Raw genomic sequence first — 18,999 nt, forward strand, 5'->3', positions numbered from 1 at the left:
GCCCCCCTGTGGCCCTCCCGCGGGGCGGGGGGTGGGGGGGGCGGGGCGCAGCCGCCGGCCCTGGTGGGCCCACCCGGCCGTACCCTTGCCCGGCGGCCCCCGGATCACCTGCGCGGGGCCCCGCGGTGGTTCCGCGCGCCGGCCCAGGCCGGCCGCAGGGAGTAGGTGCGGCCCTCGACGCCCCATTCACCCCCCGGCGGCTTCAAGCCGGCGTCGATCGCCCGGAGACTGGGCCGCCCGATGTGGGCGTAGACGAGTCGCCGTACGCCGTGCCGGACGGCCTCCTCGGCGACGGCCTGCACGGTGGCGTGGCCGCCCACGCCGCCCCGGAACCGTATCGCCCGGTTCCATGCGGCGGCCTCGGCGAACATCAGGTCCGCCCCCGCGGCCCAGGCCGGGAACTCCCAGAACTCCGGCGCCCACACCACGACCAGATCGCCGGCCTCGATGCGATAGCCGTAGGCGGGGTGCGACGTGTGCACCACGGGGCGGCAGCCCACCCGTACCTCGCCCAGGTCCAGGTCACCGGCGCGGATCGCCACGCCCCGCTCGGCCGCGCTCCGGCGCAGCGCGGACCGCAGCTCCGCCTGTTCGTCGGTGACCAGCCAGCCCCCCCAGCCGTCCGGGCGGCGGTTCGGCGCCGGGGCCGCCGTCGAAGGCCGCACGCTGCCCGGCGTACCGCAGCAGCAGACCGGCCGGCGCGAACCGGGGCGAGTTCATCGCACCGACACCGAGCAGGGTCAGCCGCAGCCACCGGTTCATGGCACGGCACCCGCCGCGGGCGGCACCAGCGCGATCGTGCCGTCGGGCTCCAGAGTGAGACGGACGCCGGCGCTGACGCGGTCGACGGTCGCGTGCAGCCAGGCGGCGTCCTCCTGCGGGGCGGGCTCCAGCCGCATGCGCCGGGCGCGCAGGGGCACCATGCGCAGACCGGTCAGCCCGCCCGTGTCCGCCGCCACCGTGACGAGGTACATGATCCGGAGGTCGTCGCGGTACTCCTCGTAGCCGCCGATGCCCTCGTAGTCGTCGATGAAGTCGCCGCAGCCGTGCAGGATCAGCCGGTTCCGGTACACCTCGACGGGGCGGGGGTGGTGCGAGGAGTGCCCGTGGACGACGTCGACGCCGCCGTCCACCAGGGCGTGCGCGAAGCGGCGCTGCTCCCGGGGAACGAGGTATCCCCAGTTGGATCCCCAGTGCACGGACACGACCGCGATGTCGCCCGCCCGCTTCTCCTGCCGTACCTGCCGCACCACCGCGTCGGCCGCGGTGGGGGACAGCTCGGGAACGTAGGCGACGCCGGGCAGGTCCGCGGTCGCCGCCCAGCCGGACGGGACGCCGCTGGACCGCGCTCCGAGGGCGAAGACGAGCACCCGGCCACCGGTAGGAACGGGCACGGCCGCGGGCGCGTGCGCCTCGTCGGCGTTCCGGCCCGCGCCGGCCACCCGCAGACCCGCGTGGTCCAGGGCGTCCAGCGTCTCCTCCAGGCCCGCGCGGCCGAAGTCCAGTACGTGGTTGTTGGCCAGGACACAGACGTCGGGGCGGGCCACCGTGAGGGCGGGCAGGTTGGCCGGATGCATGCGGTAGTGGACCGCCTTGCCGGGCGCGAACGCGTCACTGCGCGTGACGGACGTCTCCAGATTGACGATGCGGACGTCCGGCGCGGCCGCCTCCAGCACCCGCAGGGCCTCACCCCACGGCCAGGACGGATCGACGGGGGCCGGGATCGGCCCGTTGACCGACTCCGCCAGGCGCACGTACGACAGGGCGTCCGCGACGTAGTCCTCCCGCAGCGCCGGATCGCCGGGCCGCGCCAGTATCTGGTCGACGCCACGCCCGAGCATCACATCGCCGCACACGAACAGCGTCACCTCGCCGCCGCTCATACCTCAACGGTACGAGCGGCGGCGCGCGCGGCGCGACGTCCCGCCGCCCCGGCTACGGCTTGATGCCCACCCCGGTCCACAGGCTGACCTCGGCGTCCGTGGCGGCGGGGACACCGTCCGGGCGCCAGCGGTGGCCGACGGTGACGCCGGGGTCGAGCAGGTCGAGCCCGTCGAAGAAGCGGGCGACGTCCTCGCGCGAGCGGAACCGCACCGGTGTGCCCGCGCCCGTGTAGATGTCGGTGACCTTCTGCCAGGTGGCCGGGTCGAAGTCGGGCGTGCAGTGGCTCAGGGCCAGCGCGCTGCCCGAGGGAAGCGCGGACAGCAGACGGTCCACTATGCCGTACGGGTCCTGCGCGTCCGTGACGAAGTGCATCAGGGCGTTGAGCGACAGGGCCACGGGCCGGTCCAGGTCCAGGACCTCGCCCAGCTCCGGGGCGCCCAGCAGCGCGCCCGGGTCGTTGACGTCCGCCTCTATGTACGTGGTGCGGCCCTGGGGCGTGCTGCGCATCAGGCGCTCGGCGTACTTGAGGACGAGCGGGTCGTTGTCGGCGTAGACCACGCGCGCCTCGGGAACCACGGACTGGGCCACCTGGTGCAGGTTCGGCTCGGTGGGGATGCCGGTGCCGATGTCCAGCCACTGGCGGATGCCGTGCTCCTGCGCGAGCACGCGGGTGGCGCGGTGCATGAAGGCGCGGTTCTCGCGGGCGCACACGAAGATGCCGGGGTAGGCCGCCGCGACGGTCTCGGCCGCCTTCTTGTCGACCTCGAAGTGGTCCTTGCCGCCGAGGTAGTAGTCGTACATCCGGGCAGAGTGGGGCCTGCTGGTGTCGATGTCCCGCGCGGCGTGCGTGTTGGTCATCCTGTCCCTTTCAATTTTGTGCGTGGGGGGTGTCGGGCAGGTCGTGGCCGGGGCGGGCTCGGGCCTTCCCGCTGGGTCGGGTTCAGCCGGCCGCCAGGTGGTCCGCGAGGCCCCGCTTGACTCCCTCGAGGAACGCGGCGATCTCCTCGGGGGTGTAGATCAGCGCCGGACCGGCGGGATCGGTCGACTGCCGCAGGGCCACACGGCCGTCGGCGAGCTGCTTCGTCTGCACGCACTGGCCCCCGTTGGGACCGCTCCACGGAGACTCCCAGCCGTGCTCGCCGAGGTCCGAGGCGGGCATCCCGTTGTAGACGTGACCGTCGATGGTGGTCATGAGTACTCCTTGCGCATGCGGTTAAGGAGCGCCCTGCTGTCCGCGTCCGAGGTCAGCAGGGACATGCGGTTGTGGGCCTCCAGATGGGCCGCGACGTCGGAGCGCTGGTCCAGGTACATGGCGCCGGAGAGGATCTCGCTGTAGACGATGTCGGGCAGCTCGGGCTCCTCGAACCGGAAGTAGGTGAACGGGGCGCACGCGCCGACGTGGGCGCCGGCGGTGAACGGCACGATGTCGACGCTGACGTGCTCCAGTGCCGAGACCTCCAGGAGCCGGTCGATCTGCCCCCGCATCACCTCGGGGCCGCCCACCACCCGGTGCAGTACGGCCTCTTCCATCACCACCCACAGCGTGGGGGCGTCGGATCTCTGCAGCAGGCTCTGGCGGCGCAGGCGCAGGTCCACGCGTCGCTGAAGGTCCTCGTCGCTGTCGTTGGGGAAGCCTCCGCGCAGGACTCCGCGCGCGTACCGGGGGGTCTGCAGCAGCCCCGTGACGTAGTGGGACTCATAGGTCCGCAGGGTCTTGGCCCCGGTCTCCAGACTCACGTAGCCGCTGAACCAGTTCGGCAGCACATCGCGGTACGTGTGCCACCAGCCGGGCTCGTTGGCCCGCTCGGCCAGGTCGACGAACTCGTCGATCTCCTGCTGGTCGGCCCCGTAGGTCTGCAGCAGCTTCTCCACGTAGAGGGGCTTGAGGCCGACCTCGGCCTTCTCCAGGCGGCGGATGGTCAGGGGCTTCACCCGCAGGGCCCTGGCCGCGTCCTCCAGCGACGCACCCGCACCCTGCCGCCGCTCCTGCAGCCGCCGGCCGAGGATCATGCGGAGAACGGTGGGCGCACTGGTGCTGCCCGTGCCCGAACGGCCTTCGTTCACGCCCTACCTCCTGAGGGACAGTCACCGGCAGGAGTCTGACAGCGACTTGATGACGTCGCCAGACGGATATCGGCTAGCTGAAATTATCAGGCAGCCGGTTGCAGCATGAACACAGGTGCGAGCATAGTTACTTGTGTGAATCGTCCCGCCACGCGCGAGCCGCTTCATCGTCAACGTCTCATGCCCCACATGAGAGTTGGCGCGCACCGACGTTCAAGGCACTGGATCTGTCCGGAACACCCCTTCCTCGCAGGCCCGTCGCCGACCTTCCCCCACTCCCGGCTGCGCCCGCCCCCCACGGAAGGCGAACACCGTGTCCCCCCACACGACGTCCTCTCCCCAGCTGTTAGACGTCCCGAGCTCCGACCGAACGCACTGGCTCGAACTCCCCGCACACCGCTCCAGCGTCTCAGTGGCCCGCCGCTCCATGAGCGCGCGGCTGACCACGTGGCGGCTGCCGGGCGAGGTGTGCGCGGACGCCGTGCTGCTCGTGTCCGAGCTGGTCACCAACGCCGTACGGCACACCCTCAGCGCGCGGGTCCTGTGCGGGATCGGGCTCGTCACGGAGGGGTACCTCCGCCTTGAGGTGCACGACCACGGCCGGCCGGGCCGCGGTCTGCCTCGACGCGAGCCCTGCCTGGACGACGAGGGCGGCCGTGGCCTGCTCCTCGTGGAGGGGCTCGCGGACGCCTGGGGGGTCGACCGGTCCAGACTCACCGGCGGTAACGCGGTGTGGGCGAACCTGACGGTCTGAGCGCGCTCGGCAACCTTGTTGCCCGGCAGCCGGGTTCAGCCCCTCGCGGGCGTCAGCTCGGCGAGCAGCACGGTGCGGTCGTCGGCGCCGGTCGTGTCGGAAGGGGCGTGCAGGAGCCGTTGGCACAGTGCGGGCAGTGCGTCCCGGCCATCGGCGTCCACGGGCTCGGCGGCGGCCGTGTCGAGGGTGTGCGCGAGGCGGGTGATCTCCTGATCGATGTCGGCGTCACGGCACTCCACCAGGCCGTCGCTGTAGAGGACGAGGAGGGCCGGTTCCGGCACGGTCAGCACGGTGGCCTCGTAGGTGTCCGCGCCCAGTCCGAGGGGCAGGCCCGCTCCGACGAGCGGGACCGGGGCCGTACGTCCGTCCGGGCCGCGCAGCAGTGGGGGAGGGTGGCCCGCGCCCACGAGGGTGCAGGTGCACTGCCGCGCGTCCCACTCGGCGTACATACAGGTCGCGAAGGAGGCGCCCGGAGTGTCGTCGGCGAGCGCGTCGAGCCGCCGTATGAGGTCGGCCGGGGAGATGTCGAGTCCCGCCAGGGTACGGGCGGCGGTGCGCAGCTGGATCATCGCGACGGCGGACTCGGGGCCGTGCCCCATGGCGTCCCCGACGATCAGGCCCACCCGGTCACCCGGCCGTTTCAGCACGTCGAACCAGTCACCGCCGATGACGGTGCCCTGCCCGGCGGGCAGGCAGCCGTGGGCGATGCGGCAGCCCTCGAACTCCTGGACCGTGCCGGGCAGCAGACTGTTGCGGATGGCCAGGGCGGTGCGGCGCTCGCGCTCGTACCGGCGCGCGTTGTCCAGGGCGACGGAGGCCCGCGCGGCCAGCGACTCCACGGCCGCCACGTCCGCGGGCAGGAAGGGCGCCCGGTCCGGTCCGCGCGTGCAGGTGACGAAGCCGACCGCGGCGCCCCGCAGCCGCAGCGGGACGACGAGGAAGGACCCCACCCGCAGCAGCAGGTCGTCGATCCGCTCGTCGCCGCCGGCCGCGGCGACGAGCCGCTCGGACGTGTGCGGGTCGACCGTGTCGAGCACCTGCGCGTGCCCGGCGGCGAGCGCGCGGGCGTACGGCGTCTCACGGGGGAAGACGATCACCTCACCGACCGGCAGCATGCTCTCCCAGTCCTCGAGCGTGTCCGTTCCCACGCGCAACGCCAGTCGGCGCGCCTCGATCTGGGGCGGATCCGCGGTGACGTACGCGTTCTCCTCGCGCCGCCAGCGCTCCAGCAGATAGACCGACGCCGCGTCGCAGAAGCCGGGCGTCAGCGCGTGCACGACATGGCTGCCGGTCAGGGGCAGATCGAGTTCCGAGCCGATGACGTCGGCCGCGGGGGAGAAGAGCGATCGACGGGGTGAGGGCGCGGCGGCGGGTGCGTGGTCGGTGCGGCTGCGCTGTTCGTTCCGCAGGGTGGTGCCTTTCGGGGTGGGGGCTGCGGGCGCGTGGCGGGGGACAACTGTTCGCCGCGCGTCGTCGGCAAACTATATGATGAGGCGTCAAGATTCCTGGGAAAGAGGGGAGTTGTGGTGTCCGACACGGAGGGTCTCCCGCCGGGGGCCGATCCCGACAAGGCGAGCGTCGCGCGGATGTACGACGCCATGCTGGGCGGACAGCACAACTTCGGCATCGACCGGGAGGCGGTGGCGGCCTTCACGGCCATCGATCCCCAGGTGCGCACCCTGGCCCGGGCCAACCGCGCCTTCCTCGGACGGGCCGTGCGCTTCCTGGTCGAGGCCGGGGTGCGGCAGTTCATCGACCTCGGTTCCGGCATCCCGACCCAGGGAAACGTGCACGAGGTGGCCCAGGCGGCCAGTCCGGGAGCCCGGGTGGTCTACGTGGACAACGACCCCGTGGCCGTCGCCCACAGCGCGTCGCTGCTCGCCGACAATCCGGACGCGGACATCGTCGACGCCGACATCCGGCGGCCGGCCGACATCCTGTCCTCGCCGCAGGTGCGCAAGCTGATCGACTTCGAGCAGCCCGTCGCCGTCCTGATGATCACGATCCTGCACTTCGTCACGCCCGAGGAGAATCCGGCCGCCATCGTGGCCGCCTTCCGGGACGCCGTACCCGAAGACAGCTGGCTGGCCATGAGCCATGCCACGAACCAGGACCGCCCGGACACGGCCGCCGCGGTGGGACAGCTGTACCGGTCCCGGGCCACCTCACCGGTCACCGCCCGCTCCCACGCCGAGATCCTCGACCTCTTCGCCGGCTTCGACCTGGCGGAGCCGGGCCTGGTCCACGTACCCCTGTGGCGCCCGGACCCGGAGGACCGGATCCCCGACAACCCGTCGGAGTACTGGGTGTACGCGGGAGTCGGCCGCAAGAACCGGTGACCGGGCGGCGCGGGGAGACTTCACCGCCCCCGACGTGCTGGTTGTGATCACGTCACCGGCAGACTCTGCCCACGGTCAGCTCCGTGGCGGTGCGGTGCTGTGTCTGATCGCCAGCGTGGTCGGGACGAGGTCGGTCCCGGGCCGGGAGCCGCCGCGGGTGCGGATCTGCTGGAGGGCGTCCTGGACGCAGCGGCGGCCCACCTCGGCGAAGTCCTGGTGGACGGTGGTGAGCGGCGGGACGAAGAAGGCGGCGTCGGGGATGTCGTCGAAGCCGACCACGCTGACGTCCCGGGGGACGGACAGGCCGCGTTCGTGGAAGGCGCGCAGCAGCCCCAGGGCCATCTGGTCGTTGGAGGCGAACACGGCGGTGCAGTCGGGTTCCTCGGCGAGCGCGAGGCCGGCCGCGTAGCCGGACTCGGCCGACCAGTCGCCGCGCAGGGGCGGCGGCACCGGGCGTCCGGCCTCCTCCAGGACGGCGCGCCAGGCCTGGGTCCGGCGCTGGCCGGCGAAGGACGTCTCGGGGCCGGTCACATGCCATACGGTCCGATGGCCCAGGTCGAGCAGGTGCCGGACGGCTTTCCGGGCGCCGTCGGCCTGGTCGGTGTCGACCACGCTGTAGCGGTCCCCGGCATCGGAGTCCACGACGACGACGTGCACGCCGGGCGGCAGCTGCACCGTGCCGGTGTCGAGCAGATGGATCTCCATGATGACGATGACGGCGTCGACGGCCAGCTCACCCATCCGGGTGAAGGCCCCCAATACGTTGTCCTGGGTCGGGACGTCGATGGGGATCAGGGTGATCGCGTATCCCTCGGCCGCGGCGTGCGTGGCGATCGCCTCCACGGTGCGGCTGTTGCCCGTCGAGGACAGGCTGAAGAGGATCACGCCGATGGTGTTGAACTGGCCGTACCTGAGGGCGCGTGCGGCGCTGTTGGGCCGGTAGCCCAGTTCCCGCATCGCCGCGAGCACCTGTTCCCGGGTCGAGGTGATCACTCCGGGGTGGCCGTTGGAGACCCGCGAGACCGTCTGGGACGAGACCCCCGCCAGCTTGGCGACATCGGCCATGGAGACGCGCTGCTTGCGGCGCCCGCCGGGCACGCCGGAGCCGCCGCGCTGCGCGCCGCCCGCGGCTGCGGAGACCAGTCTCTCCGGGTTGTTCAGGTCCATCGCTCCACCACTCCCGCTTCCCTCGACCCCGGGGCCGGGACTCCGCCACGCGGTGCATCGGATGTTACGCGTGGGAAACCTTGACGATCGCTGGGGCGGGTGCCACGATTCCGACGCCCTGAAGTTTACGTAAACATCGGCTGCGGGAGCAGCCTGGCGCACTGCCTTGTTCCTCGCATGTTTACGTAAACACGGCATCGCGGTCGGCGGAGCAGGGAGGAGCGGCACGGTGGTCCCAGCACCGCTGGCGTGGATGCACAGCGCAAGCCCGCCCGTCGTCTCGCAGGCCGGCTCCGCCGCGAACCGAGCCTTACGCCATCTCTGAACAGATGGTCACCCTCCAGTGGCGACAGCCGGCCGCGGAACTCCCCCGTCCCCCCTCATGCCAAGCGCCGCCATCTCCCGAAAGGGCAAGCCGATGCGCAAGACCCCCACCAGAACCCGCTTCAGCCCCCGGTTGCGCTCCGCCTTCGTGGCGGTCGCGATCGCCGCCCTCAGCGGCACGACCCTCGCCGGCAGTCCCGCCTCCGCCGCGCCGAGCGGCGACACCACCCAGTTCAAGGGCGTGAACTGGGCCGACCCCCGCGACAACTTCGCCGACGACCCCGTCGTACTGTCCGGCCTGTCGACCTCCGACACCTACGCCCAGACCTACACCAAGGCGAGCCGGGTCATCTCCGCGTTCCGCGCGAACCTCGGTGCCAACACCGTCCGGCTGCCCATCAACCCGTACACCGTCAACGGCTCCTACTGGAAGTCCTACCGCGGGGTCATCGACGCGGCGACGGCCAAGGGATTCAAGGTCATCCTCTCCTACTGGGAGGGCACGGGCCCCCGCAAGGACGGCTTCATCGACGACGAGGCCACCTTCTGGCCCATGTGGGACACCGTGGTCAAGGCCTACAAGGGCAACTCCCGGGTCTACTTCGAGCCGATGAACGAGCCCCACGGCTACACCGACACCGAGTGGGCCGACCTCGCCGCCAAGTGGCTGGACACCTACCCGTCGGTCCCGCGCAACCGGATCTTCGTCAGCGGCGCCGGCTACAACGACCACGTCACCTCGGTCTGCGCCGACCCGCGCCTGAAGGGCACCTACCTGTCGCTGCACCACTACGGGTTCTGGAAGGAGTACGCCACCTACGACCAGTGGGTGGCCGACCTCAAGGTGCGCATAGGCGACTGCGCGAACCGGACCGTCGCGGACGAGTTCGGCGCCCACATGACCACCGGGTTCGACTACAACAAGCCCGCTCCCGACAACAACTTCGTCAACTTCATGCAGGCCGTCACCGACACCTTCCGCGAGCTGAAGATGGGCTCCGTCTACTGGCCCGGCCTGCGCACCGGCGACACGTACTCGCTGCAGAAGCTGACCGGCGACCCCGCCCGCCCCTGGCTGGCCACCACCAACCAGTCCGGCGCCGACCGGCTCGCCTGGGGCTGGGGACGCGGCAAGCCCGTACGCCCCTGACCCACCCCTGGGCACGACCATCGGCCGGCCGCGGTGCTCGCGCATCGCGGCCGGCCGCGGCACATGACGGTGAGCCGGTGGCTTCCGTGGCGTCGGCCGGGCGCGATGTCACACTTCCCGGTGGTCGATGCCGAGCAGACTCGCGGCGGCCCGGAAGCCGGCGGTGTGGTGGCCGACCGCGAGGGACCAGTGGTGGCCGACGCCCGTGGCGCTCCACGCGTCGACCCACTCGCCGGGATCACGGCCGAAGGCGACCCGGCTGGTGGTGTTGCCGATCTCCAGCAGCGGGCCGGGGACGACGGTGCCCTCCGAGGTGATGAACGACAGGCTGCCGTCGGCGTCCTGGCCGACGCCGAGGAGGGTGACGGGGCCGTGCCGGACGTCGAACTCCACACTGACGCCCCAGCCGCGCTTGCCGTGGTAGACACCCAGGCCGCGCAACAGCGGATCACGGGCGCTGACGGCGAGATGGGCGGGCCCGTCGTGGCCCATCTCCACGACGTCGTCCTCGAAGTCGAGGGCCTGGATCTCGGTGAAGGAGCCTCCGGCACCGACACTCTGCGAGACCAGTTGGGCGACGCTGGTGCGCAGTTCGTACTCGCCGGCGGCGGGCACGCCCCGGGCGGTGAGCAGGGAGGCGCCCAGGATCATGCCGGCGCCGAGCCGCTCGTGCAGTTCGCCGTCGAGACCGCGGTGGTAGTACGCGAGGGTGTCGAGGCCGAAGTCCTCGACGAGCCGGTCGAGGGCGACGGACACGGTCGCTCCCCACGCGAAGTCCTCGTCCACCACGCTGTCGTCCAGGGTGAAGATCTGCCTCGCGAGCGCCATGCGCTCCCGGGTCTCCGCCTCGGTCACCTTCTCCACCCGGTGCCGCAGGTCGTCGAACTCCAGTACCTCGACGTGCGAGCCGAACGTCGCCGGAAGCAGCGTCAGATCGGTCGACACGTCGAGCATGCCGGGATACAGGTGGCCCATCAGGCCGTGCCGGGCGTGCCGCAGGGCGGCGCGGACGTGTGCGGCGCGGACCCACTGCTCGATGCGGCGCCAGGCGTTCTCCTGGCGCAGCCAGCCCGAGACCGACCGGAAGGGGATGCCGGCGCGACGGAAGACGTTGCCGACCTCGGGCACCGAGCACTGCGCGCAGTACGCCAGCCAGTCGCCTGTGCCGAAGGAGACGTGGTCCATCCGCTCCGACGGCTGGAGGTCGATGACCAGGACGGGTGTGTGGGAGCGCTGGGCGATCGGCAGCACCATCGACGAGGTCAGATACGTCGTCAGGAACAGCACGATCAGGTCGCAGTCCGTACGGCGGAGCTGCTCGGCGGCGGCCGCGCCTTCCTGGGCGTCGGAGATGAAGCCGACATCGGTGACCTCCGCGTCCATCTGCCGCAGGCGCTCGGTGACGTACGCGGCCGACTCCTTCAACTGCGGGAGGAGACCGGGGAACTGCGGCCAGTACGTGCCGAGTCCGCCGGCGACCAGGCCGATGCGGGTGCGGCGGCGGGCCACCGGGGGGAGCAGATCGCGCAGGGCGGCGGCGCGGTTCACGGTCACGGTCGGGGTGTCGGTCGTTGCCATGGTCGGTGCTCCTTGTGAGGTCCGGTTCGGGTTCAGGCCCGGGCCACGCCCAGATCCGCGGGGGCGGCAGCGGTATCGGGGGAACGCTGGATGAGGACACGGACGATGTACACGCCCGCGACCGCCGACGCCGCCATGCAGAGGGTGATCGACCAGAGCAGGACGGACGCGCTGTACTCCATCAGGGCGGGCGTGACGAACGCGACGCCCGCGAAGACCCCCCGCGACAGGGCGTAGGTGAGGCCCTGGGTGGTGCCGCGGGTGTCCGGCGGCAGCGTGAGCTGCGACCACACCTTGTAACTGGCCTCCCCCGCGAAGGGGTTGGAGATCTGGTAGAGCACGAAGAAGACGAGCATGCCGACGAGGGCGCCGGCCGTGAGAGAGGCGATGCAGAAGGCGACGATCTGCACGACCGTGAACACGTAGAACAGCCGGTCGCGCCAGGGGGTGTCGGCGATCCGGACGAAGACGAGGGTCAGCACCAGCGCGATCGGGAGGAAGGCCAGATTGATCCCGGTGGCCAGGCTCTGCGAGGCACCGCTGACCGTGACCAGCAGGTAGGTGCCGAACTGGCCGAAGGTGTTGGCGCCGATGCCCCAGGTGACGTAATAGACGAAGGTCGCGGCCATCGGCAGCAACGCGGCACGGTTCCACACGTTCTTGAGCGCGGTGCCGCGCGGGGCGGCCAGCGCGGCCGCCTCGGCCTCCACCTCCTCGTCGGACGGCTCGTCGGCCAGCTCCAGACGGGAGCGGAGCTGCCAGGTGACCAGCGCGGCGACGGCCAGATGGCCGGTGATGAGCCGCGCCCCGGTCATGCCCGTGTCCGACAGGAGGTAGCCGAGGAAGATGACGACGACGATGCCCGCCACCCACATGACCTGCGTGAAGGACACCAGACGCGCCCGGCCGTCGGCGGGTGCGGCGTCCGAGACCACGGCCAGGGACGTCGGCAGGTCGGCACCGGCCGCCAGCCCCGCCACGAGCACGCCGACGAACAGCACGATGTCGTTCGGCGCCAGCGTGATGACGACCGCGCCGAGCGCGAAGCAGAAGATGTCCCAGTTGTAGACGCGGCGGCGGCCGAACATGTCGGCCAGCCGTCCGCCGACCAGGGAGCCGACGGCGATGCAGCCGGTGACGATCGCGCTGATCGCGCCCGCCATCCACACGCCCATGTCGTAACTGTCCCGGTAGATGGCCAGGTTGACGGCGATACTGACGATGAGAGCGGCGTCCAGGTACGAGGCCATGCCCGACAGCGCCGCTACCTTCCACAGGCGCTTGGGGATGGGCTGTTCCGCGGGATCCTGGGCAGTCGAGGTTCGGAACATGATGAGACTCCGTCGGCTGGGGAGTGGCCTTGGTGGTCCTCGATCGACGGTGACTATAGGAGTCGAAAAACGTTCCAACAAGGCTCCGCGCGCACATCCGCGGAGAGAAGAGCCCACCACCTCTCGAGGTTGCGGATCTGGCACCAACGCCCCAGGTCGCTTACGGTGAGGCGGGTATAAAAACGTTTTTAGATCAGTGAGGCGCCCGAGCCGTACTCGGAAGGACCGCATCCGTGATCTCTCCCGCACTGCAGCAGCTGTTCGAGGATCCGCCCCGGGACTTCGGTCCCACTCCGCTGTGGTGGTGGTCGGGCGCGAGGGTCACCCGCGAGCGCCTCGCATGGCAGCTGCGCAGGTTCGCGGAGGGCGGCATCCACAACCTCGTCGTGATCAACCTGGCCCCGGCAGGCCCGGGTTTCGGCGCCCGGGCCGACGAGCCGGCGTGGTTCGGCGAGGAGTGGTGGGCACGCTTCACCGACGCCTGCGAGATCGCCGGGGATCTGGGCACGCGCCTGTGGTTCTACGACCAGATCGGGTTCTCCGGCGCCAATGTCCAAGGAAGCATCACCCGACGGCACCCCGAGGCGGCGGGGCAGGCCCTGCGCTCGCGCCGAGCCGTCGTCTCGGGGGGTACCGTCGCGCTGAAGGGCCCCGAGACGCTGGTGGGCGCGTACGACGTGGCGGGCGCGCGCCTGCACATCGCCGGCCCGGCCCGGATCGCGGTCGCCGACGGGACCGAGGTGCAGCTCGTCGTCGCCGTTCCCACGGCATTCGACTACCTGGACCGGCACGCCGTCGGCCTGCTGCTGGACGCCGTCCATCACGAGTACGACCGTCGCGTCCCGGAGTACCTGGGCAACGTCATCGCGGGCAGCTTCCAGGACGAACTGCCCGGCACCAACTCCTGGAGTCACCGCTTCCCCGAGGAGTTCCGCTCCCGACGCGGCTACGACCTGCTCGACCACCTGCCGGCCCTCTTCGGTGACACCGCCCGGGCGCCGAGGATCCGCGCCGACTACTACGCGGTCCGCGCCGAACTCACCGAACAGGCCCTGTTCAGGCCGCTTGCTGCCTGGCACGACGAGCGCGGCCTGCTCCTGGGCTGCGACCAGAGCCACCCCGCCCGCTCCGGCTACCCGGCCCAGTCGACGCAGATCTACTCGGACTACTTCCGCACCCACCGCTGGTACAGCGCCGCCGGCAGCGACCACCACGGCGACGCCAAGGTCCACTCCTCCATGGCCCACCTCTACGGCCACGAGCGCGTCTGGATCGAGGCGTTCCACTCCTCCGGCTGGGGCGGCACCCTGGAGGACACCTACGACTGGCTCCTGCCGTTCCTGCGCAGCGGCGCCAACCTGTACAACCCGCACGCCAGTTACTTCGGCACCGCGGGCGGCTGGTTCGAATGGGCGCCGCCGTCCACCGACTGGCGTCAGCCCTACTGGCAGCAGTACCCGGCGTTCTCCCGGGCCGTCGCCCGGATCTGCTCGATCATGTCGTGGGGCACCTACAGCGCCGACGTCGCCGTCCTGCACCCCACCGCCACCATGCAGGCCCTCGTCCCGCTGGACGCGCCCGTCAAGCACTTCGGCGACGACCGCCTCGGCGACGGCCACGCCGACGTCGACGAGACGCAGGGGCACTACCTGGACCTGTGCGGCACGAACAACTGGCTCAGGCCCCGGATCGGCGCCCTGGACCGGCACCGCGTCTCCTTCGACGTCATCGACGACGCCTCGGTGCGGCGGGCCGGGGCCGGCGACGGCGCCCTGCGCATCGGGGACCTGGCGTACACCGCGGTTCTGCTGCCCTCGGCGAGCGTCCTGGAGGAGGAGACGGCGCGCCGGCTGACCGAACTGCTCGACGCAGGAGGACGGGTCGTGGTGGTGGGCCGTCCGCCCATGGCGGCGGCCGGCCGGGCCGGTGACGACTCCGTCGTCGCGGCGCTGGCGGCGCATCCGCGGCTGGAGCGGGCGAGCGACGCCGAGGCGGGCGCGGCGGCGGTGGCCGACGCCGCCGGATACGCGACGGGCGATGTGCCGTTGCTCGTCCGGCGGAAGGAGGACGTGGCGGTCGCCCTGGTGACGGGAGCCTTCCCCGACGCCCGTACGCATCCGCCCAGTGGCAACCATGACATCGACCCCGCGCGCTACGCCGACACCCGCTCCGTCACCGTGCACGCGGCGGTCGCCGAGGCCGAGGTCTGGAACCCGGCCACCGGCGCCCGCCGCCCCGGACACGTCACCGTCTCCGACGGCGTCTCGACCATCGAGGTGCCGCTGGAAGGCGCCCCCGCCGCCCTCCTCGTATGGCGCGAAGGCATTCCCGCGCCCCGGACGGCCACACCGCCGCCGGTGTCGGTCGAGACGATCGACGTCTCGACCGGCTGGGAGGGCCGCCTGGTCCCCACCATGGACAACACCTGGGGTGATCTGGCGCTGCCCCCCGGATCGTCCGTCGACGAGCCGCAGATCTGGACCATGCGGTGGACCGAGACCGACGCGCAGGGCGAGCGGACGCGGGTGACGTACGGCAATCGGGTGCGCGTCCTGCCTCCCGTGCCCTCCGAGAAGGCCCCCGACCCGCTGGACAGCGCCTCCGTCGAACGGATCCTGGCCGGAGAGCTGCCCCTCGTTCCCCCGGACGCGGGCTGGCGCGTCTCGCTGTACTCGTCGAGCCGCGGGATCCCGGATCCCGACGGGCTGCTCGGCAACAAGGGGCTGGTGGCCGAGGAGTTCGTGCGCGCCCCGGTGCCCGGCGGCGCAACCGTCGCCCGGGTCCGCTCGATCGTGGAGACCGACCACCACGGACCTGCCGAACTGCACATCGGCGCGGCGGCGGCCAAGCGTGTGTGGTGGAACGGCGAGAGACTGGACACGAGCGGCGGCTATCTGGCGTCCGCCCGGGTGGACGTCGAAAGGCCCCGCAATGTGCTCGAGTACGAACTGGCGGACGCCCAGGACCGTCCGTTACTGATCTCTGGCGCCGCCGGCACACCGTTGGGCAGCTACTTCTGCCTGTCCCACCCGGACGGATTCACGCCGCGCCCGCAGTTCATGTCTCTGCCCGACGACGTACGACCGGACGGCCGCGTGACCTACCGCGCTCGGCTGCGTCTCCCGAGCCACGACGCGGAGGCGGTGCTCGTCGTGGGGGCCGCGGCGGGCGTCACCGTGCTGCTCGACGGCGATGCCGTGGCGCGGCAGGAGAAGGTGGAGTACTACGAGGCGGACTGGGGCGCGGTGCCGATGTTCTTCCGCCACCAACTGACGCTCCGGGCAGGCGAGCACGTACTCGAGGTCGTGGCCGACAGTGTCCACGCGGGGGACGCGGTGTTCGTCGATCTCGTGGCGTCCGCGGGTTCGTCCGTGACCGCACTGGTCAGCGGCGCCGGCTGGGAGGCGGAGACGGGCGAGTGGAGCGGACACACCGTCGAACACGAGGGCCGCTGGGGCGAGTTGCAGCACTGCTACGCCACGGTACGGCCGCACCCGTTGCCGGACGCCGAGTGGCTCACCGGCGCTCCGGCGCTCGGCGCCGCCGTACTGCCCCTGCGGTCCACCGACGACGTCCACGAGAGGGCGCAGCGCTTCCGGTTCACCGTGCCGCCGGGCACCGTGTCGGTCGACCTGCTGCTGGAGCTTCCCGCGCGGGTCCGGGTCGGCAACGGTACCGAGCAACCGTTTGACGAGCGACGGAAGCTGACGCTCGATCAACCGCTGGCGGAACCCACGGAGATCGAGGTCGTCACCGTCCCCACGGCCGTGCTGCGGGGCGGCTCCGCCTGGCGGGGGCCGGTGCGGGTGCGTACCGTACCGGCGGCGCTGCCGCTGGGGGACTGGCGCTCGCTGGGGCTGGGCGGTTGGAGCGGGGGCGTGACCTATGGGCGTGCGCTGGAGGTACCGGCCGGGCCGGACCCGGTGCTGGATCTGGGGCGGGTGCGCGGCAGCGTCGCGGTGTTCCTCGACGGGGACCCCGTCGGTGAGGCGTTCTGCGCCCCGTACCGTTTCCGGCTGCGCGGTGCCGCCGGGCGTACCGTCCGCGTCGAGGTGACCGTCCACAACACGCTGGCCCCGTATCTCGCCGAAGCGACGCCGACCGCCTGGGCCTTCCCGTCCCAGCTCACTTCGGGCCTGCTGGGACCGGTGACGCTGCGGATCCCCGGCTGTGAGGCTGGGCAGTAGAGCTCAGGCGCCGGAAGACGGCCGCGTGGAGTCCCGCAGGACGAGTCCGGGTGCGAACACCCGCGTCTCGTGGGCGTGTTCCGCGCGGGCCTCCACCTCGTCGAGCAGCATCTCCACGGCCGCCCTGCCGAGGTCCTCGACCGGCTGCCGGACCGTCGTCAGGGGGGTCCCCACGAAGCTCGCGATGTCGAGGTCGCCGTAACCGACCACCTGCACGTCCTCGGGAATCCGCACGCCCCGCTCGCCCAGACCGCGGCACAGCCCGGCGGCGAGGAAGTCGTTGGTACAGAAGATCCCGTCGGGCACGTCGTCGAGCCGGAGGGCGATCTCCGTGCCGTACGCCACCGTCATCTCCTCGGCGACGACCTGGCCCAGCCGCGCCTCACGCCGGCTGCGCACGGCCTGCCGGGCACCCTGGTACCGGTCGGCGCACTGCCGGATCCCGCGTTCTCCGTTCACGACGAGGATGTCGCACGCTCCGCGGTCCAGGAGGTGCTGCACGGCGATGCGGCCCCCGGCGATGTCGTCGACGGAGACGGAGCAGCCGTCCTGGGCCGGCATCGCACGGTCGGCCAGCACCAGGGGGATGCCGCGCTCCCGCAGCCGCGCCAGCCGGGTGGGATCGGCGCTGAGCGGAACCACCACGGTCCCGACGGCCCGCTGCTCGACCAGCATGGTGAAGTAGCCCTGCTCCCGCTCCGGCGCGTCCCTGCTGTCACAGAGCACGAGAGAGTAACCGTGGTCGTACGCGGCGTCCGCGGCACCCCGTGCGATGCGCGAGTAGAACGAGTTGGCCACGTCGGGCAGCACCAGCCCGATCGAGGACGACTGTCCGGTCCGCAGACCGGCGGCTCCAGGATGGGGAACGTAGTCGAGCGCGGCGACCGCGTCCCGGACCCGCTCGGCGGTGCGGGCGTTGACGCGCTCGGGCCGGTTCAGGACGTTCGACACCGTGGACACCGAGACCCCCGCGGCGGCCGCGACGTCCTGGATGCGGGCGGGGCGAGCCGAGATGGCGTCCATCCACCCCCCTCGCTGTGACAGCCGTGCGACCAGGCACGACGTGGTCCTCATGGGCGACGCAAGTCTACCCCGGCCGCGACTAGAACGTTTTTCGTGTTGGCATGGCGACCGCACCAGGCCCTGCACACGGGCGACAGATGAGAATCCTCTCCTAATCGATCATTGTTTTCCGGTGGTTGGCAGACTGGCCGGATGATGCTCACGGACCGGGTGGTGCTCAGAAAGGCGGGTGTGGTGGTCGCGGTGGGATCTGCCGTGGCGGTCGTGGTGCTGGCCGGCGGACGGCTGTGGGCCGGGGAGGAGGAGCCGCCGTCACTGGGGCCGTCCGTCGTCCTCACGCAGAACCCGAACTCCGCACCGTCCAGGACCCCGACCTCACGCCCGGCCCCGCCGCCCCGGACGCCGACGCCCGCCGCGCCGGCGCGTCCGTCGCGGGAGCCGGCCCCGCCCGTGTCCTCCCCTCTCCCGTCCGAGCCCGGTGGCCGCCCCGTCAGTACGTTGCCCCCACCTCACAGCACGGATGACGACACTCCGTCCTTCGGCATCACCCCTCCCGGGAACGGCGACGACGGGGGCGACGACGGCCAGGGCGACGACGGGGACGAGGGGTGAGCGGTGCGCTCTCCGAGTGCGCGGTCGCGCATCGTGGCCTGGATCGTTCTCCTGGTGGGGAGCGCGAGCGCAAGGTGCATCTGGACCTGACGGGTGTGCACCACCTCGACCTCGCCTGCCGCCGCCAGGTGGAGGAGTGGGCACGACAACGCCTCACCACGGGTTCCGTCGAGGTGCGGGTGCTGATGCCGACCGCGGCGGGGGAGCCGGATGCCCCCGCGGTGGTGGCCGGAACCACGAGGAACGCGGCGCTGCCGGAAGCGGTCGCCTCCGGCAGCCGGAAAGAATCGCCGCCCGGCTCGAAATCGCCCTGAGAGCCGAGTCAGGGGGCGGGCGGCGTGGGCCGTACGAGGCCGGTCCGGTAGGCGATGACGACCAGTTGGGCGCGGTCGCGGGCGTCCAGCTTCGTCAGGGAACGGTGGACGAGGGAACGGTGGACGTGGGTGCGCACCGTCAGAGGGCTGAGCCTCGCGTTCGCGGGCGGTGAGGTCGGCCAGGCGCTCCGGTGGCGCCAGGGTGCGCTGGGCACGGGTGTGGCGAGGAAGCGGGTGACGTCCGCCCCCAGGACGACGGCGCGCTCCCCGGG

At 71.8% G+C, this 18,999-nt stretch carries 16 protein-coding genes and 1 pseudogene; 6 read left to right on the plus strand and 11 right to left on the minus strand.

All coding sequences use genetic code 11. The annotated features are described in order from the left end of the window. Positions 1 to 104 precede the first annotated feature (104 nt). From ABT063_RS46140 to ABT063_RS46160, 5 genes are all read right to left on the minus strand, one after another. Complete coding sequence (locus ABT063_RS46140) at positions 105 to 665, minus strand: MBL fold metallo-hydrolase (protein ID WP_351067174.1); 561 nt, start codon at positions 663 to 665, stop codon at positions 105 to 107. A gap of 93 nt (positions 666 to 758) precedes the next feature. After that, positions 759 to 1,883, minus strand: coding sequence for a CapA family protein (locus ABT063_RS46145; protein ID WP_351067176.1), 1,125 nt, complete (start codon positions 1,881 to 1,883; stop codon positions 759 to 761). Positions 1,884 to 1,935: 52 nt separating this feature from the next. Next, the gene (locus ABT063_RS46150; RefSeq protein WP_351067177.1) at positions 1,936 to 2,742 is read right to left on the minus strand and encodes an SAM-dependent methyltransferase; all 807 of its coding nucleotides are present in this window, start codon (positions 2,740 to 2,742) and stop codon (positions 1,936 to 1,938) included. An 82-nt stretch (positions 2,743 to 2,824) separates the two neighbouring features. Continuing rightward, positions 2,825 to 3,076, minus strand: coding sequence for a DUF397 domain-containing protein (locus tag ABT063_RS46155; protein WP_351067178.1), 252 nt, complete (start codon positions 3,074 to 3,076; stop codon positions 2,825 to 2,827). After that, positions 3,073 to 3,948 (minus strand): Sco1979 family transcriptional regulator, encoded by an 876-nt coding sequence (locus ABT063_RS46160; protein WP_351067179.1) that lies wholly within the window; start codon positions 3,946 to 3,948, stop codon positions 3,073 to 3,075. Before ABT063_RS46160 ends, ABT063_RS46155 begins: the two co-directional genes overlap by 4 nt. 313 nt (positions 3,949 to 4,261) lie before the next feature. Between ABT063_RS46160 and ABT063_RS46165 the strand changes: the two genes are divergently transcribed. Continuing rightward, positions 4,262 to 4,702 (plus strand): ATP-binding protein, encoded by a 441-nt coding sequence (locus ABT063_RS46165; protein ID WP_351067181.1) that lies wholly within the window; start codon positions 4,262 to 4,264, stop codon positions 4,700 to 4,702. Between the two features lie 35 nt (positions 4,703 to 4,737). Here the strand turns inward: ABT063_RS46165 and ABT063_RS46170 are convergent, their stop codons facing one another. Next, positions 4,738 to 5,979, minus strand: coding sequence for a PP2C family protein-serine/threonine phosphatase (locus tag ABT063_RS46170; protein ID WP_351067182.1), 1,242 nt, complete (start codon positions 5,977 to 5,979; stop codon positions 4,738 to 4,740). 249 nt (positions 5,980 to 6,228) lie between these two features. Here ABT063_RS46170 and ABT063_RS46175 point away from each other — a divergent pair, with 249 nt between their 5' ends. Further along, entirely contained in the window at positions 6,229 to 7,041 is an 813-nt protein-coding gene (locus ABT063_RS46175) for an SAM-dependent methyltransferase (RefSeq protein WP_351067184.1), read from the plus strand. A gap of 75 nt (positions 7,042 to 7,116) precedes the next feature. Here ABT063_RS46175 and ABT063_RS46180 read toward each other — a convergent pair whose 3' ends face one another. Continuing rightward, entirely contained in the window at positions 7,117 to 8,208 is a 1,092-nt protein-coding gene (locus ABT063_RS46180) for a LacI family DNA-binding transcriptional regulator (RefSeq protein WP_502991027.1), read from the minus strand. Positions 8,209 to 8,626: 418 nt separating this feature from the next. Between ABT063_RS46180 and ABT063_RS46185 the strand changes: the two genes are divergently transcribed. Continuing rightward, on the plus strand, positions 8,627 to 9,682 hold the full coding sequence (locus ABT063_RS46185) for a glycoside hydrolase family 5 protein (protein WP_351067185.1): 1,056 nt from the start codon (positions 8,627 to 8,629) through the stop codon (positions 9,680 to 9,682). Between the two features lie 108 nt (positions 9,683 to 9,790). Here the strand turns inward: ABT063_RS46185 and ABT063_RS46190 are convergent, their stop codons facing one another. Together ABT063_RS46190 and ABT063_RS46195 are read right to left on the minus strand one after the other, a co-directional pair. Further along, entirely contained in the window at positions 9,791 to 11,260 is a 1,470-nt protein-coding gene (locus ABT063_RS46190) for an L-fucose/L-arabinose isomerase family protein (RefSeq protein WP_351067187.1), read from the minus strand. Positions 11,261 to 11,292: 32 nt separating this feature from the next. Continuing rightward, on the minus strand, positions 11,293 to 12,591 hold the full coding sequence (locus tag ABT063_RS46195; RefSeq protein WP_351067188.1) for an MFS transporter: 1,299 nt from the start codon (positions 12,589 to 12,591) through the stop codon (positions 11,293 to 11,295). 233 nt (positions 12,592 to 12,824) lie between these two features. Here ABT063_RS46195 and ABT063_RS46200 point away from each other — a divergent pair, with 233 nt between their 5' ends. Beyond that, positions 12,825 to 16,778: a glycosyl hydrolase gene (locus tag ABT063_RS46200; RefSeq protein ID WP_351067190.1), complete on the plus strand. Its 3,954-nt coding sequence runs from the start codon at positions 12,825 to 12,827 to the stop codon at positions 16,776 to 16,778. 3 nt (positions 16,779 to 16,781) lie between these two features. On the opposite strand, the gene ABT063_RS46205 is transcribed toward ABT063_RS46200, so the two are convergent. Continuing rightward, positions 16,782 to 17,801, minus strand: a complete 1,020-nt coding sequence (locus ABT063_RS46205) for a LacI family DNA-binding transcriptional regulator (protein ID WP_351067191.1) — start codon at positions 17,799 to 17,801, stop codon at positions 16,782 to 16,784. A 192-nt stretch (positions 17,802 to 17,993) separates the two neighbouring features. Here ABT063_RS46205 and ABT063_RS46210 point away from each other — a divergent pair, with 192 nt between their 5' ends. Together ABT063_RS46210 and ABT063_RS46215 are read left to right on the plus strand one after the other, a co-directional pair. Continuing rightward, on the plus strand, positions 17,994 to 18,413 hold the full coding sequence (locus ABT063_RS46210; RefSeq protein ID WP_351067192.1) for a hypothetical protein: 420 nt from the start codon (positions 17,994 to 17,996) through the stop codon (positions 18,411 to 18,413). Next, positions 18,410 to 18,727, plus strand: a complete 318-nt coding sequence (locus ABT063_RS46215) for a hypothetical protein (RefSeq protein ID WP_351067193.1) — start codon at positions 18,410 to 18,412, stop codon at positions 18,725 to 18,727. The genes ABT063_RS46210 and ABT063_RS46215 overlap by 4 nt, the downstream gene beginning before the upstream one ends. A gap of 8 nt (positions 18,728 to 18,735) precedes the next feature. On the opposite strand, the pseudogene ABT063_RS46220 reads toward ABT063_RS46215, so the two are convergent. Continuing rightward, positions 18,736 to 18,966, minus strand: a pseudogene (locus ABT063_RS46220) (DNA-binding response regulator); the annotation flags it as partial. Positions 18,967 to 18,999 lie beyond the last annotated feature (33 nt).

Source organism: Streptomyces sp. NPDC002838 (assembly GCF_040295365.1).
Taxonomy (GTDB): Bacteria; Actinomycetota; Actinomycetes; order Streptomycetales; family Streptomycetaceae; genus Streptomyces.

Coding starts and splice junctions, on each gene's coding strand:
- ABT063_RS46145 (WP_351067176.1), bottom strand. CDS start 1,883: ATGAGCGGCGGCGAGGTGACGCTGTTCGTGTGCGGCGATGTGATGCTC.
- ABT063_RS46150 (WP_351067177.1), bottom strand. CDS start 2,742: ATGACCAACACGCACGCCGCGCGGGACATCGACACCAGCAGGCCCCAC.
- ABT063_RS46155 (WP_351067178.1), bottom strand. CDS start 3,076: ATGACCACCATCGACGGTCACGTCTACAACGGGATGCCCGCCTCGGAC.
- ABT063_RS46180 (WP_502991027.1), bottom strand. CDS start 8,208: ATGGACCTGAACAACCCGGAGAGACTGGTCTCCGCAGCCGCGGGCGGC.
- ABT063_RS46185 (WP_351067185.1), top strand. CDS start 8,627: ATGCGCAAGACCCCCACCAGAACCCGCTTCAGCCCCCGGTTGCGCTCC.
- ABT063_RS46190 (WP_351067187.1), bottom strand. CDS start 11,260: ATGGCAACGACCGACACCCCGACCGTGACCGTGAACCGCGCCGCCGCC.
- ABT063_RS46195 (WP_351067188.1), bottom strand. CDS start 12,591: ATGTTCCGAACCTCGACTGCCCAGGATCCCGCGGAACAGCCCATCCCC.
- ABT063_RS46205 (WP_351067191.1), bottom strand. CDS start 17,801: ATGGACGCCATCTCGGCTCGCCCCGCCCGCATCCAGGACGTCGCGGCC.
- ABT063_RS46210 (WP_351067192.1), top strand. CDS start 17,994: ATGATGCTCACGGACCGGGTGGTGCTCAGAAAGGCGGGTGTGGTGGTC.